The 15,908-nt window shown below is 58.1% G+C and carries 13 protein-coding genes and 2 pseudogenes; 12 read left to right on the top strand and 3 right to left on the bottom strand.

Annotation, left to right across the window (positions count from 1 at the left end; translation table 11 throughout):
- Window positions 1–60: 60 nt before the first annotated feature.
- The 7 genes and pseudogenes from AO277_RS28885 to tadA form a co-directional block, all read left to right on the top strand.
- Window positions 61–249: pseudogene (locus AO277_RS28885) on the top strand (nitronate monooxygenase); the annotation flags it as partial.
- A gap of 11 nt (window positions 250–260) precedes the next feature.
- Window positions 261–650 (top strand): tautomerase family protein, encoded by a 390-nt coding sequence (locus tag AO277_RS03575; RefSeq protein ID WP_010213067.1) that lies wholly within the window; start codon window positions 261–263, stop codon window positions 648–650.
- Window positions 651–902: 252 nt separating this feature from the next.
- Window positions 903–1,148, top strand: a complete 246-nt coding sequence (locus tag AO277_RS28380; RefSeq protein ID WP_175286674.1) for a hypothetical protein — start codon at window positions 903–905, stop codon at window positions 1,146–1,148.
- A gap of 135 nt (window positions 1,149–1,283) precedes the next feature.
- Entirely contained in the window at window positions 1,284–2,864 is a 1,581-nt protein-coding gene (locus AO277_RS03565; RefSeq protein ID WP_044317306.1) for a phage tail sheath family protein, read from the top strand.
- A gap of 144 nt (window positions 2,865–3,008) precedes the next feature.
- Window positions 3,009–4,991, top strand: a complete 1,983-nt coding sequence (locus AO277_RS03560) for a tetratricopeptide repeat protein (protein ID WP_044317307.1) — start codon at window positions 3,009–3,011, stop codon at window positions 4,989–4,991.
- Window positions 4,992–5,168: 177 nt separating this feature from the next.
- Window positions 5,169–6,542 carry a multicopper oxidase family protein gene (locus tag AO277_RS03550; RefSeq protein WP_044317352.1) on the top strand — a complete coding sequence of 458 codons (1,374 nt, stop codon included), beginning with the start codon at window positions 5,169–5,171 and terminating at the stop codon, window positions 6,540–6,542.
- Window positions 6,542–7,051 carry a tRNA adenosine(34) deaminase TadA gene (gene tadA / locus AO277_RS03545; RefSeq protein WP_044317308.1) on the top strand — a complete coding sequence of 170 codons (510 nt, stop codon included), beginning with the start codon at window positions 6,542–6,544 and terminating at the stop codon, window positions 7,049–7,051. The genes AO277_RS03550 and tadA overlap by 1 nt, the downstream gene beginning before the upstream one ends.
- On the opposite strand, the gene mltF is transcribed toward tadA, so the two are convergent.
- Complete coding sequence (gene mltF / locus AO277_RS03540) at window positions 7,048–8,538, bottom strand: membrane-bound lytic murein transglycosylase MltF (RefSeq protein ID WP_002552508.1); 1,491 nt, start codon at window positions 8,536–8,538, stop codon at window positions 7,048–7,050. The two genes, tadA and mltF, sit on opposite strands and share 4 nt — an antisense overlap.
- Window positions 8,539–8,749: 211 nt before the next feature.
- On the opposite strand from mltF, the gene purL reads away from it, so the two are divergent.
- On the top strand, window positions 8,750–12,646 hold the full coding sequence (purL, locus tag AO277_RS03535; protein ID WP_044317309.1) for a phosphoribosylformylglycinamidine synthase: 3,897 nt from the start codon (window positions 8,750–8,752) through the stop codon (window positions 12,644–12,646).
- A gap of 5 nt (window positions 12,647–12,651) precedes the next feature.
- Complete coding sequence (locus AO277_RS03530) at window positions 12,652–12,921, top strand: YqfO family protein (RefSeq protein WP_099258760.1); 270 nt, start codon at window positions 12,652–12,654, stop codon at window positions 12,919–12,921.
- Window positions 12,922–13,069: 148 nt separating this feature from the next.
- Here the strand turns inward: AO277_RS03530 and AO277_RS03525 are convergent.
- Window positions 13,070–13,492: pseudogene (locus AO277_RS03525) on the bottom strand (L,D-transpeptidase family protein); the annotation flags it as partial.
- A gap of 204 nt (window positions 13,493–13,696) precedes the next feature.
- On the bottom strand, window positions 13,697–14,248 hold the full coding sequence (locus AO277_RS03520) for an NUDIX hydrolase (RefSeq protein WP_002552512.1): 552 nt from the start codon (window positions 14,246–14,248) through the stop codon (window positions 13,697–13,699).
- 150 nt (window positions 14,249–14,398) lie between these two features.
- Between AO277_RS03520 and AO277_RS03515 the strand changes: the two genes are divergently transcribed.
- From AO277_RS03515 to AO277_RS03505, 3 genes are all read left to right on the top strand, one after another.
- Window positions 14,399–14,983, top strand: coding sequence for a CoA pyrophosphatase (locus AO277_RS03515; protein WP_044317311.1), 585 nt, complete (start codon window positions 14,399–14,401; stop codon window positions 14,981–14,983).
- 91 nt (window positions 14,984–15,074) lie between these two features.
- Window positions 15,075–15,599 (top strand): gamma carbonic anhydrase family protein, encoded by a 525-nt coding sequence (locus tag AO277_RS03510; RefSeq protein ID WP_004656329.1) that lies wholly within the window; start codon window positions 15,075–15,077, stop codon window positions 15,597–15,599.
- Entirely contained in the window at window positions 15,599–15,817 is a 219-nt protein-coding gene (locus AO277_RS03505) for a DUF1289 domain-containing protein (RefSeq protein WP_004656331.1), read from the top strand. Before AO277_RS03510 ends, AO277_RS03505 begins: the two co-directional genes overlap by 1 nt.
- Window positions 15,818–15,908 lie beyond the last annotated feature (91 nt).

Here is a 15,908-nt window from a genome sequence, read left to right as displayed (position 1 = left end):
CAGGATGCAGGCCGCCAAGGCAGCGTAAGTGGATAATTGTCCAACCTTCGGGGGGCATACCAATATCCGTTGGCTTATGACGTGGCCAAAGCACTGCATGCCGCCGCTGTTCTCAAAGGCTGTCATGATTTTGCCGCTCAATGGGCCGGGCAAGGGGCGCCGCTTGCACGCGCGCTACCTGCAGCAGAATTGATCAAAACCCTGGTGGAAGAGATGCGTTCAGCGTCTACATCCACACTCATCCTGTAGAGAGACAATTAATGCCATTGCTGAAAATTGATGTAATAGAAGGCCGCTCGGACCAAGAAATCGAGATGCTGCTGGACACTATCCATGAAGCCATGGTGAACGCATTCCAAGTCCCTGAGCGTGACCGTTACCAAGTATTGAATGAACACAAAGCGAATCGACTGATCATTCAGGATACTGGTCTTGGGTTTACCCGGTCTGACAAAATGGTTGTCATCACCGTCATTAGCAGACCGCGTGCAGCAGAAATGAAAAAGCGGTTTTATGCCCTTATAGCAGAAGGGTTAGAGCGCAACTGCGGCATCGAAGCAGAGGACGTCATGGTTTCGATAGTCATAAACAGTGACGAAGACTGGAGTTTCGGTCTGGGGCGCGCTCAATTTCTAACAGGCGAGCTATAACAGTAATTCCGCAGACTAACCTCTGCGGAGTTTGTCAGTGCTTATGAGCTCGTCCGCAGACGGTCGGGCTCACAGGGCAGGCATTACTCACGACGGTGACGCCGGGCATGGTACAGAGGCGGGTAACTGGAAAGACTTTGTCGAGAAGGGCTACTCAGCCTTGAAGGGCGATCATCGTCTGGATAAGACCAGTGATTCACATGTTCGAGCGATGGTTCAAACAAGGATAATGTTCAGGCGTTTGCAGGGGAGTTGGGTAAAAAACTCTGGCATTTGCCTGGCATCAGTAATGTGCTGGTCGCAGTAGGTAAGTCGAAAGTCGTATTGGCGGGTGCGGTGAAAGCCGGTGCAGGTGCTGCGATCGAGACCAGCATTGCGGCTGCTGAGGGCGCGCGAACGATAAAGCTCGCCACGAGCCTTTCAAAATCACATTCAGGTGTTGCTTTGTCCGTATTTTGCGGGCAAAACGATAACATCCAGGCACACGCGAACTCGTAAATACAGGCAAACCTCACTCCAGGGGGCTGGCGTACGGTTGCAGGATCTCTCAGCAGGACAACCTGCTGAGCGTATTTCAGTAAAAGGCCTGCCGACACCGAGGCCGTTAATTCTCAACTCCATCAAGGACGAGCAATGGCTTCCAACTATCCAACGCCAGGTGTGTACATCAATGAAGTTAACGGCTTTGCCAACTCGGTGGTGCCAATAGCCACTGCAGTGCCTGCTTTTATCGGCTACACACCGAGAGCGGATTACCAGGGCGAGTCGTATTACAACAAGCCTCAGAAGATCTCTTCGTTCATGGAGTTCCAGGCCTTTTTCATGCTGGACAACCTGCCGCCGCCTGCTGATCCTGCCAGGCAGTACAGTCCGGAGTATTACCTGGTTCAACAGAAGGAGCTGCCGACATCCGGCGAATACCTGACGCTGAACAATCAGTATTATTCCATCCTTCCAGACCCGAGTACGATCTACTACCTCTACAACAGCGTGCGCCTCTTCTATCAGAATGGCGGTGGTGATGCTTACATCGTGGCGGTCGGTCCCTATGGCCCGCCCAGCAAAAAACCTGCGACCGACCCGGCTGCTCCGGTAATCAATCCCAACGTCCAGCTGGCTGATCTGCAGCGCGGGCTGGCCCTGCTCAAGAATGAGCTGGAGCCGACAATGTATATCTGCCCCGAGGCAACGCTGTTGTCTGTGGCCGACAATGGCACATTGATGCAGGGTATGTTGTTGCAGGCACAGGAAATGGGCACTGCGATGTGCATATTCGACGTCATTGGCGGTGCCAACCCCGACCCTATCCTTTATACCCAGGACATCCAGACCTTCCGCGACAGCACAGGCAACACCGGGCTCGAGTACGGCGCCAGCTACTACCCGTTTATCGGCACCACGATCATGCAGCAGCCGGACATCGACTTCACCAATCTGTTTGGCGGCGATACGACTCAACTGGCTCCTTTGCTGAATCCGCCATCGGCACCCAATGCTGCGGTCGCCGCCCTGCTTGAGATGATCCAGAAGCCACCAGCCGACCCGATGACAAACAGTCAGTTGCAGGCCGCGCTGCTTGTCGCCAGTCCGCTCTACAGTCAGATTGTCACGCACGTGTTGTCGAGCGCCAACACGTTGCCTCCAAGCGGCGCCATCGCGGGAGTCTATACCGTCAACGACAATAACAACGGGGTGTGGGGTGCACCTGCAAACGTCAGCATCGTCGGGGTCGCCAGCCTGCCTATTTGCTTGTCGGACTCGCAACAGGAGCCGCTCAACATCGATGCCGTTTTCGGAAAATCGGTTAACGCCATTCGTTTTTTCAACGGCCAGGGCATTTTGATCTGGGGGGCTCGCACGTTGGATGGCAACAGCCAGGACTGGCGTTACGTATCCGTGCGCAGGACCATGACCTTCCTTGAACAGTCGGTCAAGCTGGCCGCACGCCAATACATCTTTAGCCCGAATACGTCCGACACCTGGTTGGCGGTTAAAAGCATGATCACCAGTTTCCTGATGGGGGTCTGGAGGTCAGGTGGTTTGCAGGGCTCGTCGCCTGCGGATGCCTTTCAGGTCAACGTCGGGCTGGGCAGTACCATGACGGCCGATGATGTGCTCAATGGCTACTTGCGCGTTTCCGTTCTTGTGGCGACCGTCAGACCTGCTGAATTTCTGGTCATCATGTTCCAGCAAGAGCAGGCGAAGTCTGCCTGACAGGAGCACTCAGCAACGCTCGGCTTTATTTACTGACGATTGAGTGCCTGGAGCAAAAAGCACGGATGCCAACAATCCTTGCTTGAAGATTTCCGCAACTCATCGTGTTCTGCCCACTCACACGAAACCGTGGCGACTCTATCTATGTTCAAACGCATTCTGTCCGCTCTCAGCGGCAAAAAGTCTCCAGCGCCTGCGGAGACTCCCGTTCGGCACTCTGATGCAGCAGCGCCGGAGTTAAATGAGGGCGAGTTGATCACCGTTTATGACAGCCACGGACGCGAGATAAAGATCACGCGCAACGAGTGGCGCGACAAGGTGTTTCTGCCCAACCTGCGACAGCAGTGGGGCAGTGCGGATGAACTCTACAGCCTGATTGTCTCGGGTTTGAGCGACGGGTTTGCGGCTGATCTGCTTCCTGCGGCCAAGCGCTTGGTAGAAATCGACGATAACCCTGAGCGCAGTTATGTTGTTCACGCAATCGTGCTGATGCACAACGCTCAGCTTGATGCTGCTGAAGCCACCCTGCGGGCCGGGATGGCGAAAGTCGGCGTGTCGGGAATCATTCTGACCAATCTGGCCAAGGTGTTTGCCGAGCGTGGTGAGCAATCAGTTGCAGAGGCAACGCTATGGCAGGCGGTTGAAGCCGACCCGAATCAAGAGAATGGTGTGATGTGGTGGCTGAGCATCCAGCAGGAGCGGGGCGGCGAGGCGGCCTATCTCGCTGCTCTTCACACAGTAGCGGCGTTGCCGGGCAGTTGGCGTGCGCAGCTGTGGATGGCGCGGCATTACCTGCAACAGCAGAACGTCGAGCAGGCGCGCGTGCTGTATGAAGAAGTGTTGGCAGGTTGCCAGTTCGACCGAAGCGCGCTGCAGATGATCTCGGGGGATCTGGGCAACAATGGCCACATCCCGCTGATCGTCGAGCTTGTCGGGCCTGCTTATGATGAGCACAAACATGATTCGACGGCAGGTCTCAACTTGCTGCGTGCCTATCAGGAGCTGGGCAGGGTGGATGAAGGCGAGGCGTTGCTTACTCGCTTGTATGCACTCGGCTTTGCACCAATCAAAAGTCACCTTGACCAGTTTGCGCACGCTTTCGAGGACGTGCGCAGGCAGGAAGACAAAGGCGTTCCGATTGATCCTGCCAGCGTGACGATCAATACCGTGGCGCTTACCAAGCCGGTCTGGCACTACGGTTTGCGCAATGCTGACTGGCTCTTCGCGCAAAAACCGGAAGGTGCGCCAGAAATCGGTTTCTTCGCCTTGTCCAAAATCATGGAGAAAGCAGAACCTGCCGAATCGCAGCGCGAGGATGATATCGGGCGCTATACGCGTGCCATCCCTCTTTACATGGCTGAGTCGGTTCACTACTGGAATGACTATGCAGCCAATTGTTATGTCCAGGTCGCGGAGGGTGCGGGGCCGGTTGTATCTGGGGTTGAGGTCGACGGCAACACATTGTTCGATATCGTCCCGCCAGCGACGAAGTATTTTGTGACGGGCGAGGTGGGTTGTTCGGGTGAGGGCGATCAGGCCCAGTGGCGGATTTCACTGAGCCTATGGAATTGCACGACCCGCGCCCGGCAAACCGTTGAAAACGGTAGTGCAGGCAAAGCGGAACTTGGCGCGCTGGTACTTGATCTTCAGCAGCGCTTGCTGGGCGGTATCGGGCTCAAGCGTGAGCAGCCACTGGATGTGTTTTACCGGCAGCCTGACGCTGAGGTCTTGCCGGTGTATCTGACCCAGTTGGGCCAATCATTCATGCTGACGTTGCTTGCGAACGACCATTTACCTAAGTCGTCGATGTGGGGCGAACGCGCGATGCTCGAATGGCCCCTGCATATGGCGCTCCAGTGGCCTGAGATAGAAACCGCAAAACTGATGTACCTCTCCGGGTTGGGAAAGGCTTTCGATTACAAGTCGGATACAGTGGCCGAACACAAGCAACGAAGCCTGCAAGTGCTGAGCGAACTGGAACGGGCGAACAGCCCGGCATCGCGCCTCGCACCGCTGATATGGAAAGGGTTTGGCATGCAGGCAGAGTTGCAGGGTCACCGCGCCAATGTACCGCCTGATGCAGAGCCGGCATATATCGAATGGCTGGAGCGGGTTAGTCAGTCGTAGCGGTTGATTGATGCAAAAAGCCGGAGCGGGCGTCACTGCCTTGCCCGGCTTTTTTTACGCCTCAACTTCAGTTCGTGGTATCCACCCTTATCTTTACGCAAATGCAGGTGTATCGTATTCGCCCCTCGCATTTGCTCGCAGATGCGCTCAGTCGTCGTTTTCGAGGTCCCGCCGTTCATGTCCTTTACCCGTCGTCAGATCCTCACAGGCATCGCCGGTCTTGCTGTAGTCGGCCTTGGCGCGGGTGGTGCTTCGCGTTACTGGATGGGGCGTCGTGAGTCGCAAGCGGGTTCGGACTTCGTGCTGATCGCTGCACCGCTGGATATAGAACTGGTCTCTGGCCACAAGACACCTGCCTGGGCGTTTGGCGGCTCTGCGCCGGGCACGGAATTGCGGGTGCGGCAGGGCGAGTGGTTGCGCTTGCGCTTCATCAACCAGCTGCCGGTCGAGACGACCATTCACTGGCATGGCATCCGCTTGCCGCTGGAGATGGACGGCGTGCCATACGTTTCTCAGTTGCCGGTGAAGCCGGGTGAATACTTTGATTACAAATTCCGTGTGCCGGATGCCGGTAGCTATTGGTATCACCCGCACGTCAGCAGCAGCGAAGAGCTGGGCCGCGGGCTGGTCGGGCCGCTGATCGTTGAAGAGCGCGAGCCGACCGGTTTCGCCCATGAGCGTACGGTCAGCCTGAAAAGCTGGCATGTGGATGAAGTTGGCGCATTTACCGAGTTCAGCGTATTGCGTGAGGCGGCGCGTGAAGGTACGGCGGGGCGGCTTTCGACATTGAATGGTGTTGCGCAGGCGGTTATTGAATTGCCTGCTGGGCAGATTACCCGCGTGCGCTTGCTCAACCTCGACAATACCGTGACCTACCGCCTCAACCTGCCAGACGCCGAGGCGCAGATTTATGCGCTGGATGGCAACCCGGTCACGCCGCGACCGTTTGGTGACGAGTACTGGCTGGGGCCGGGCATGCGCATCTGTCTGGCAATCAAGGCACCGCCTGCGGGTGAGGAAATTTCATTGCGTAACGGCCCGGTGCGTTTGGGGACATTTCGGTCAGTCGCCAATAACGACGCGCCCGGTCAATGGCCACCTGAGCTGCCGGCCAATCCGGTGGCCGAGCCGGATATGGATAACGCCGAGAAGATCAATTTCAACTTCGAATGGGTGGGCTCAATGTCGGTCAACACCGACAACGGCAAGCCGCCCAGCTTGTGGCAGATCAACGGCGAAGCGTGGGACATTACCGACAAGACTTGCGCCGACCGGCCTATCGCCAAATTGAAGTTGGGCAAGAGCTACATCTTTGAATTGAAGAACATGACTCAGTATCAACACCCGATTCACTTGCACGGCATGAGTTTCAAGGTGATCGCGTCCAATCGGCGCAAGATCATCCCGTACTTTACCGACACGTTCTTGCTGGGCCGCAACGAGCGGGCGCGGGTTGCGCTGGTGGCGGATAACCCAGGCGTGTGGATGTTCCACTGCCATGTGATCGATCACATGGAAACCGGCCTCATGGCCGCGATCGAGGTGTCGTGATGCGTCAGCCGCAAATCATCGACCGCAGCAAGGATCAGGACTTCATGCGTGAGGCCCTGGCGCTCGCCGCGCAAGGCGCATTGCTGGGCGAAGTGCCGGTCGGTGCAGTCGTGGTGCAGAACGGCGAGATCATCGGTCGTGGTTACAATTGCCCGATCAGCGCGAGCGACCCCAGTGCGCATGCCGAAATGGTCGCTATTCGTGATGCCGCCAGGGCGCTGGACAATTATCGTCTGCCGGGCAGCACGCTTTACGTGACGCTGGAGCCGTGCAGCATGTGCGCCGGGTTGATCGTGCATTCGCGGGTGGCGCGCGTGGTTTACGGCGCGCTTGAGCCCAAGGCAGGCATCGTTCAAAGCCAGGGGCAGTTTTTCAGTCAGGGCTTTCTCAATCACCGCGTGCTGTTTGAGGGCGGGGTATTGGGCGAGGAATGCGGGGCAATGCTGAGCGAGTTTTTCAGAATGCGCCGGGCGGCCAAGGATGCAGACAAAAACCAGGGCGGCGTTTAGAGCGCAGGCTTGTCCGGGCTGCTGCCTGAAGCAGGTGCAGGCGGCGCAGGCGGTTGGGTCTTGTCGACGCCGGGAACATGCAGGTTGCCATCGGCGACCTGGCTGCCCTCGAGCTGAGGCTGCGTGACCCAGGTCAGAATGTCGTAATAGCGACGAATGTTGGCAACGAAATGTACCGGCTCGCCGCCTCGGGCGTAGCCGTAACGTGTCTTGCTGTACCACTTCTTCTGCGCCAGACGCGGCAGCATTTTTTTCACGTCCAGCCATTTATCAGGATTCAGCCCCTCGTTCTGGGCCAATTTGCGCGCATCTTCGAGGTGACCGCTGCCAATGTTGTAGGACGCGAGAGCTAGCCAAGTGCGATCTGGCTCTTTAATCGAGTCGTCCAGCTGATCCTTTACATAGGCAAAATACTTTGCCCCGCCCTGAATGCTCTGTCTCGCGTCGAGCCTGTTGGTCACGCCCATCGCCTGAGCGGTGTTCTGGGTCAGCATCATCAGGCCGCGCACACCGGTTTTCGAGGTAACGGCCGGTTGCCACATTGATTCCTGATAGCCGATGGCGGCCAGCAATCTCCAGTCGACCTGTTCTTTCTTGGCCGATGTCTGAAAGTGTTTCTCGTATTTGGGCAGGCGTTCCTGCAAATGCTGGGCAAAGGTATAGGCGCCAACGTAGCCAAGTACATCGACGTGGCCGTAGTAACGGTCTTTCAGACGTTGCAGCGTGCCATTCTTCTCGACCTTGTCGAGGTAAGCGTTGATTTCGTTGAGCAGGCTGTTGTCTTCGCCCGGTGCAACCACCCAGCGTTGTTCGCGGGCTTCGCCCAGGTCGAAGGCTACACGCACGTTGGGAAAGTACACCTGGTTCATCGCCAGCTCGTTGGAGTCGACCAGCGTCAGGTCAATCTGGCCTTCATCGACCATACGCAGGAGATCGACGACCTCGACCGCGTCCGACTCTTCATATTCAAGGCCGGGATTCTGCGCCTTGAGTGCCGCAAGCTGCTCGGCATGCGCGCTACCTTTCAGGACCACGATACGTTTACCCACCAGGTCGCCCGGGTCGGTGGGACGCGACTGGCCGTTGCGGTAGACAACCTGAGGGGTCACTTCCAGATAAGAGTGCGAGAAACGCGCCTGTTGCTTGCGCTTTGGCGTCTCGATCAGGCCCGCAGCACCCAGGACCGGACCGCCCGGTTTGTTCATCTGGTCGAACAGATCGTCCAGATTGTCGGCCGTTTCGATCTTCAGTTCGACGCCCAGATCATCGGCGAAACGCTTGACCAGCTCGTATTCGAAGCCGGTTTCGCCGTTGCGATCCTGAAAATAAGTCGCCGGGCTGTTACGGGTGATCACCCGCAGCACGCCGTCCTCCTTGACTCGCTCCAGTGTGGTGGGTTTCTCCACACAGGCGCCTAGCATCAGGAAGAGTCCGGTTGCGATGAGCCACTTGGCGCAACGTGGGCGGAAATCTGGTCTGAAGAACATCGGTGCAGTATACGCAAAGCGCACCGGGCGCCATATCTCGACAGTGAAGCCTGCGTCTGATAGGCGAGGGGGTTTTACAGGCATTTTCAGACTTTTTTTGCCTGGAGCGACATTCGGGCGCACCCGATGCCGCCTTTGGGTGATCAAAGGCCCGCTTTAGGCTAGAATGTGCGGCCTCAAAGCACACCCCCTTCTCGAGGCTGTCCCGAAGATGTTGATCCTGCGCGGTGCTCCTGCCCTTTCTGCCTTCCGCCACAGCAAATTACTAGAACAACTGAAACAAAAAGTTTCAGCTGTCAGTGGCTTGTACGCCGAATTCGCCCACTTCGCGGACGTCAACGACGTTCTTACCAGCGAAGAACAGCAGGTTCTCGACCGTCTCCTGAAATACGGCCCCAGCGTGCCGGTTCAAGAGCCGAGCGGCCGTCTGTTTCTGGTGTTGCCGCGTTTTGGCACCATTTCACCTTGGTCGAGCAAGGCCAGCGACATCGCCCGAAATTGCGGCCTGACGAAAATCCAGCGCATCGAGCGCGGGATTGCCTTCTATGTAGAAGGTCAGTTCAGTGAGGCCCAGGCTCAGGCAATCGCCGACAGCCTGCACGACCGCATGACGCAACTGGTGTTGGGCGATCACGAGCAGGCCGCTAGCCTGTTCAGCCACGCCCAGCCCAAACCGCTGACCGCGGTGGACATTCTGGGTGGCGGTCGCGCGGCGCTGGAAAAAGCCAACGTCGAACTGGGCCTGGCCCTCGCTGAAGATGAAATCGATTACCTGATCACCAGCTTCAACGGTCTCGGGCGCAACCCGCACGACATCGAGCTGATGATGTTTGCCCAGGCAAACTCCGAGCACTGCCGTCACAAGATTTTCAACGCCAGTTGGGATATCGACGGCCAGAGCCAGGAAAAAAGCCTGTTCGGCATGATCAAGAACACCTATCAGATGCACAGCGAAGGCGTGCTGTCCGCCTACAAGGACAACGCTTCGGTGATCGTCGGCAACGTTGCCGGCCGCTTCTTCCCGGACCCCGAAACCCGCCAGTACGGCGCGGTGCAGGAGCCGGTGCATATTCTGATGAAGGTCGAAACTCACAACCACCCGACTGCCATTGCGCCGTTTCCTGGCGCAGCGACCGGTTCCGGCGGCGAGATTCGCGACGAAGGTGCAACCGGTCGCGGTGCCAAGCCCAAGGCAGGTCTGACCGGTTTCACCGTGTCCAACCTGCAGATTCCCGGTTTCGTGCAACCTTGGGAAGTGCCATACGGCAAGCCCGAGCGCATCGTCACCGCGCTGGACATCATGATCGAAGGCCCGCTGGGTGGCGCGGCGTTCAACAACGAGTTCGGCCGTCCGGCGCTGACCGGCTACTTCCGTACCTTTGAGCAGTCCATTACCACGCCGCACGGCGATGAGGTTCGTGGTTATCACAAGCCGATCATGCTGGCTGGCGGTATGGGCAACATCCGCGAAGATCACGTCCAGAAGGGCGAGATCACTGTGGGTTCCAAACTGATCGTGCTGGGTGGCCCGGCAATGCTGATCGGCCTGGGTGGCGGCGCGGCGTCTTCGATGGCGACCGGTACAAGTTCTGCCGACCTGGATTTCGCTTCGGTTCAGCGTGAAAACCCTGAGATGGAGCGTCGCTGCCAGGAAGTGATCGACCGCTGCTGGCAGCTGGGCGACCGTAACCCGATCAGCTTCATCCATGACGTCGGTGCCGGTGGTCTGTCCAACGCCTTCCCCGAACTGGTCAACGATGGCGATCGTGGGGGGCGTTTCGAACTGCGTAACGTGCCCAACGACGAGCCGGGCATGGCCCCGCTGGAAATCTGGAGCAACGAATCCCAGGAGCGTTACGTGCTGGCCGTCGGCGTCGAGGATTTCGAGCGTTTCAAGGCCATCTGCGAGCGCGAGCGCTGCCCGTTTGCGGTTGTCGGCGAAGCCACTGCCGAGCCGCAACTGACCGTGACCGACAGCCATTTCGGCAACAGCCCGGTGGACATGCCGCTGGAAGTGCTGCTGGGCAAGGCGCCGCGCATGCACCGTTCGGTCGAGCGTGAAGCCGAGATCGGCGATGATTTCGATCCGAGCACGCTGGATATCGAAGAAAGCGTGCAACGCGTATTGCGTCACCCGGCAGTCGCCAGCAAAAGCTTCCTGATCACCATTGGTGACCGCAGCATTACCGGTCTGGTCGCTCGCGATCAGATGGTCGGCCCGTGGCAGGTGCCTGTGGCTGACTGCGCCGTCACCGCCACCAGCTTCGACGTCAACACGGGCGAAGCCATGGCAATGGGCGAGCGCACGCCGCTGGCTCTTCTGGATGCTCCGGCATCGGGCCGCATGGCGATTGGCGAAACGCTGACCAACATTGCGGCCTCACGTATTGAAAAGCTGTCTGACATCAAACTGTCGGCCAACTGGATGTCGGCTGCTGGCCATCCCGGTGAAGACGCGCGTCTTTATGACACCGTCAAAGCGGTGGGCATGGAGCTGTGTCCGGAACTGGGTATTACCATTCCGGTGGGCAAGGACTCGATGTCCATGAAAACCCGCTGGAGCGAAGAAGGCACTGAGAAGAGCGTGACTTCGCCGCTGTCGCTGATCGTGACCGGCTTTGCGCCAGTGGTCGACATTCGTCAGACCCTGACGCCTGAATTGCGCATGGATAAAGGCATCACTGACCTGATCCTGATCGATCTGGGCCGTGGCCAGAACCGCATGGGCGCTTCTATTCTCGCCCAGACCCACGGCAAACTGGGTCGTGTCGCACCAGACGTCGATGACGCTGAAGACCTCAAAGCCTTCTTCGCCGTGATTCAGGGCCTCAATTCAGACGGTCATATCCTGTCCTATCACGACCGTTCCGACGGTGGTCTGCTGGTCAGCACGCTGGAAATGGCCTTTGCCGGTCACTGCGGCCTGAACCTGCACCTCGACGGTGTGGCCGACAACGTTTCCGATCTAAGCGCTATCCTCTTCAACGAAGAGCTCGGCGCGGTCATCCAGGTGCGTCAGGACGCGACTCCGCTGGTGCTGGCGCAATTCAGCGCTGCCGGTCTGGAAGATTGCGTTGCGGTGATCGGTCAGCCGATCAACAACGACGAAGTCTCGATCAGTTTCCATGGCGAGCCGGTCTTCAGCGGCCAGCGCCGTCTGCTGCAACGTCAGTGGGCCGAGACCAGCTACCAGATCCAGCGCCTGCGCGATAACGCTGAATGCGCTGATCAGGAATTCGATGCGCTGCTGGAAGAAGACAATCCGGGCCTGACCGTCAAACTGGGCTTCGACGTTAACGAAGACATCGCTGCGCCGTACATCAAGACGGGCGTCCGCCCTCAGGTTGCCGTGCTGCGCGAGCAGGGTGTCAACGGTCAGGTCGAGATGGCGGCAGCCTTTGATCGCGCAGGCTTCAATGCGATTGACGTGCACATGAGCGACATCCTTGCCGGTCGTGTCGACCTGAACGACTTCAAGGGCATGGTTGCCTGTGGCGGCTTCTCCTATGGCGACGTGCTGGGTGCCGGTGAAGGCTGGGCCAAGTCGGCACTGTTCAATAGCCGCGCCCGCGATGCGTTCCAGGGCTTCTTCGAGCGTGCCGACAGCTTCACGCTGGGTGTGTGCAACGGTTGCCAGATGCTGTCCAACCTGCACGAGCTGATTCCGGGCAGCGAGTTCTGGCCCCATTTCGTGCGTAACCGCTCCGAGCAGTTCGAAGCGCGCGTGGCAATGGTTCAGGTTCAGGAGTCGGCGTCGATCTTCCTGCAAGGCATGGCCGGTTCGCGCATGCCAATCGCCATCGCTCACGGTGAAGGTCACGCAGAGTTCCGCAATGACGACGCGCTGCTTGAGGCGGACGTGTCCGGTACTGTGGCACTGCGCTTCGTCGATAACCACGGCAAGGTCACTGAAACCTACCCGGCCAACCCGAACGGCTCGCCGCGCGGTATCGGCGGCATGACCACCCTGGACGGTCGCGTGACGATCATGATGCCGCACCCGGAGCGCGTGTTCCGCGCGGTGCAGAACTCGTGGCGTCCCGAGGACTGGAACGAGGACGCTGCCTGGATGCGCATGTTCCGCAACGCACGGGCCTGGGTTAACTAAGGCGCGTGTACAAGCTCGCCTTCTTTGTTCCGCCGAGCCATGTGGACGAGGTCAAGAACGCCGTATTCTCTGCTGGTGCAGGGCGAATCGGCGCTTACGATCACTGTTCATGGCAAGTGCTCGGCCAGGGCCAGTTCCGCCCGCTGAATGGCAGTCAGCCATTTGTCGGGCAGAGCGGAGTGGTCGAATCGGTGGAGGAATGGAAGGTCGAGCTGGTCGTGGCTGATGATCTGATTCAGCAAGCAGTGTTGGCGCTTAAGCANGAAGAGTTCTGAGGGGCTGTACTGGCCTCTTCGCGAGCAAGCTAGGCGCGTCGCCCGGACGCTCCCACGATGTAAACGATTGACAGCTATCGTGCGACGCTCCGCGTCGGCATGCCGTTCTGGACGCTCTGCGTCTGATCCTGACTGCTCGCTGCAATGATCAAGGCCGAATCTCGATCATCGTCCCGTCTTTCACCAGATCCCATATCTCCCGCATGTCGTTGTTCTTCAGCGCGATGCATCCGTTGGTCCAGTCCAGCGTGTGGAAGTACCATTCCGGGTACTCTTCATCCACCGGCGTGCCGTGAATCATGATCATGCTGCCCGGTTTCACGCCTTCGCGACGTGCCCGTGCCGAGTCCGAAATGTTCGGGTAGGAAATGTGCATCGACAGGTTGTAGTTATTGCTGGGCTTGCGCCAGTCGAGCCAGTAGAAACCTTCTGGCGTGCGTTGGTCGCCTTCCTGCAATTTGGTGCCCTTGGGGTTCTTGCCCAGAGAAATTCGATAGGTCTTCAGCGCCTCGCCACCGCTGATCAGTTGCAACTGGCGAACCGATTTAAGCACCAGCACCTTGTCGATCGGTTTGCTGGCAATACTCTCGGTATTGATGACTTTATTGTTGATGATTTTCTGTTCGCTGCCCTTGGGCACGATGGTCTGGGTAAACGCAGCCTGCGAAAGCGGTACGAATGACATGCAAAAGAAGGCGAACAACCAGCGCATTACGATTTCCCTGAAGGTGCTTCTTTCTATAAAAAGCGCCGATATTGTGTGCGACCCTGACTTTCAGGTGTCCAGCAACGGACGTGACGGGGGAAGGGCGCTGGTATGAACCGGGTAGACCTGCCGACGCCGATCCGCGAAGAAGTATTCTAGGGTACGTCCGACTGTCATGAAAGCCAGGTCCGACCACGGAATGTCGGCTTCGTCGAATAACTGCACTTCAAGACTCTCGATTCCTGCCGCAAACGCCTCAGTCGCCATTTCTGCCCGATAGAACACATGCACCTGATTGATATGCGGAACGTCGATCAACGTGTACAGATGCAGCTCGGTCAGAGTGGCGCAGGCTTCCTCGATGGTTTCGCGCCGGGCGGCCTGTTCGATGGTTTCGCCGTTTTCCATAAAACCTGCCGGCAGTGTCCAGAAGCCCAGGCGCGGTTCTATGGCCCTGCGGCACAGCAGGACCTTGTCGCCCAGCGTCACCAGACAGCCCGCCACGATGTTCGGATTCTGGTAATGAATGGTGTGACAATGCTCGCAGACATACCGCAATCGGCTGTCGCCTTCGGGAATACGCTGGATAACGGGGTTGCCACACTGGCTGCAAAATTTCATGGGGTCAGTCGATAGTGAACGCAGTCGCTATCTTGGCCTGTCGTGCTGCGGCTCGGCAACCCTCTGTGTGACAGGAGTTGCCTTGCGAGGGGTTGGGCGCAACCTCGCTTTGGTGCATGATGCCAGACAGGCAACAGATCGAGATTTCCCATGCTGGATGAGCTACTTCGCCGTGTAGTCAATCATACGCCCGAAACCCTCGACTCGGATCGACGATTCCCCGAGGCGGCTGTTCTGGTGCCTGTCACCCGCAGTGAACAACCCGAGCTGATTCTGACCCTGCGTGCCAGTGGCCTGTCGACACATGGTGGCGAAGTGGCCTTTCCGGGTGGTCGCCGCGATCCAGGCGACCCGGACCTGATTTTTACTGCCCTGCGCGAAGCTGAAGAAGAAATCGGCCTGCCTCCCGTAGTCGGCCCGTTAAGCCCGCTCATCTCCAAACATGGCATCAAAGTCACGCCGTATGTCGGTGTCATACCTGACTTTGTCGAATACCAGCCCAATGACGGCGAGATCGCGGCGGTGTTCAGCGTACCGCTGGAGTTCTTCCGTCAGGACACCCGTGAACACACGCACCGCATCGATTACGAAGGCCGCAGTTGGTACGTGCCCAGTTACCGTTACGGCGGGTACAAGATCTGGGGGCTTACCGCGATCATGATCGTCGAGCTGGTCAATGTGCTGTACGACAGCAAAATCAGTCTGCATCATCCGCCTGAACGCTCGACGATCTGAACCTGAGTGGCCTGCAGCAGAAATGCTGTCCACAGAAAGTTCTTTTCATAACAATCCGTACCCATGAGTACGACCCGCCTGAGGAGGCTGCATGAAATATCGCCTGGGGGAATCCCGTGTCCAGACCGACCCGCAGAGCTGGGTTGCTCCCAATGCAGTGCTGATCGGTAATGTCAGGCTGGAAGCCGGAGCAAGTGTATGGTTCAACGTGGTGTTGCGTGGCGACAACGAGCTGATCCATATCGGCGAAAACAGTAACGTGCAGGATGGCACAGTAATGCACACCGACATGGGCTCGCCCCTGAGCATCGGCAAGAGCGTGACCATTGGGCATAACGCCATGTTGCATGGCTGCAGCGTTGACGATTACAGCCTGATCGGCATCAACGCGGTCATCCTCAACGGGGCGAAAATTGGTAAATACTGCATCATCGGCGCCAATTCGTTGATCGGAGAAAACAAGGTCATTCCCGACGGGTCGCTGGTCATGGGGTCGCCGGGTAAAGTGGTGCGCGAACTCACCGACGTGCAGAAGAAGATGCTGGAAGCCAGCGCCGCCCATTACGTACACAATGCCCAGCGTTACGCCCGTGACCTGGTTGTGCAGGAAGAGTGATGAGCACTGATACCCCGATTGAAAAGCCGGTCCGTTCTCCCTGCGTGAGCATTTGTGCGCTCGATGAGCAGGATATATGCACCGGTTGCCAGCGAACCGTGAACGAGATCACCCGGTGGAGCCGGATGAGCAACGACGAGCGCCGTGTCGTGCTGGGGCTGTGCGACGAGCGCGCCAGGGCCAGCGGGTTGATGTGGACGGTGGGCGGGGCACGCTGACGTTCCCATGGCCTTACAGGAGCGAACTTGCTAGTAAAGAGGCCGGTACAGTAGAAGAATTTGCTGCGTTTGGAATATAGCCTTCGCGAAC

This window comes from Pseudomonas amygdali (assembly GCF_002699855.1).
GTDB classification, from domain to species: Bacteria; Pseudomonadota; Gammaproteobacteria; order Pseudomonadales; family Pseudomonadaceae; genus Aquipseudomonas; species Aquipseudomonas amygdali.
This window is presented reverse-complemented; position numbering and strand designations above follow the sequence as displayed.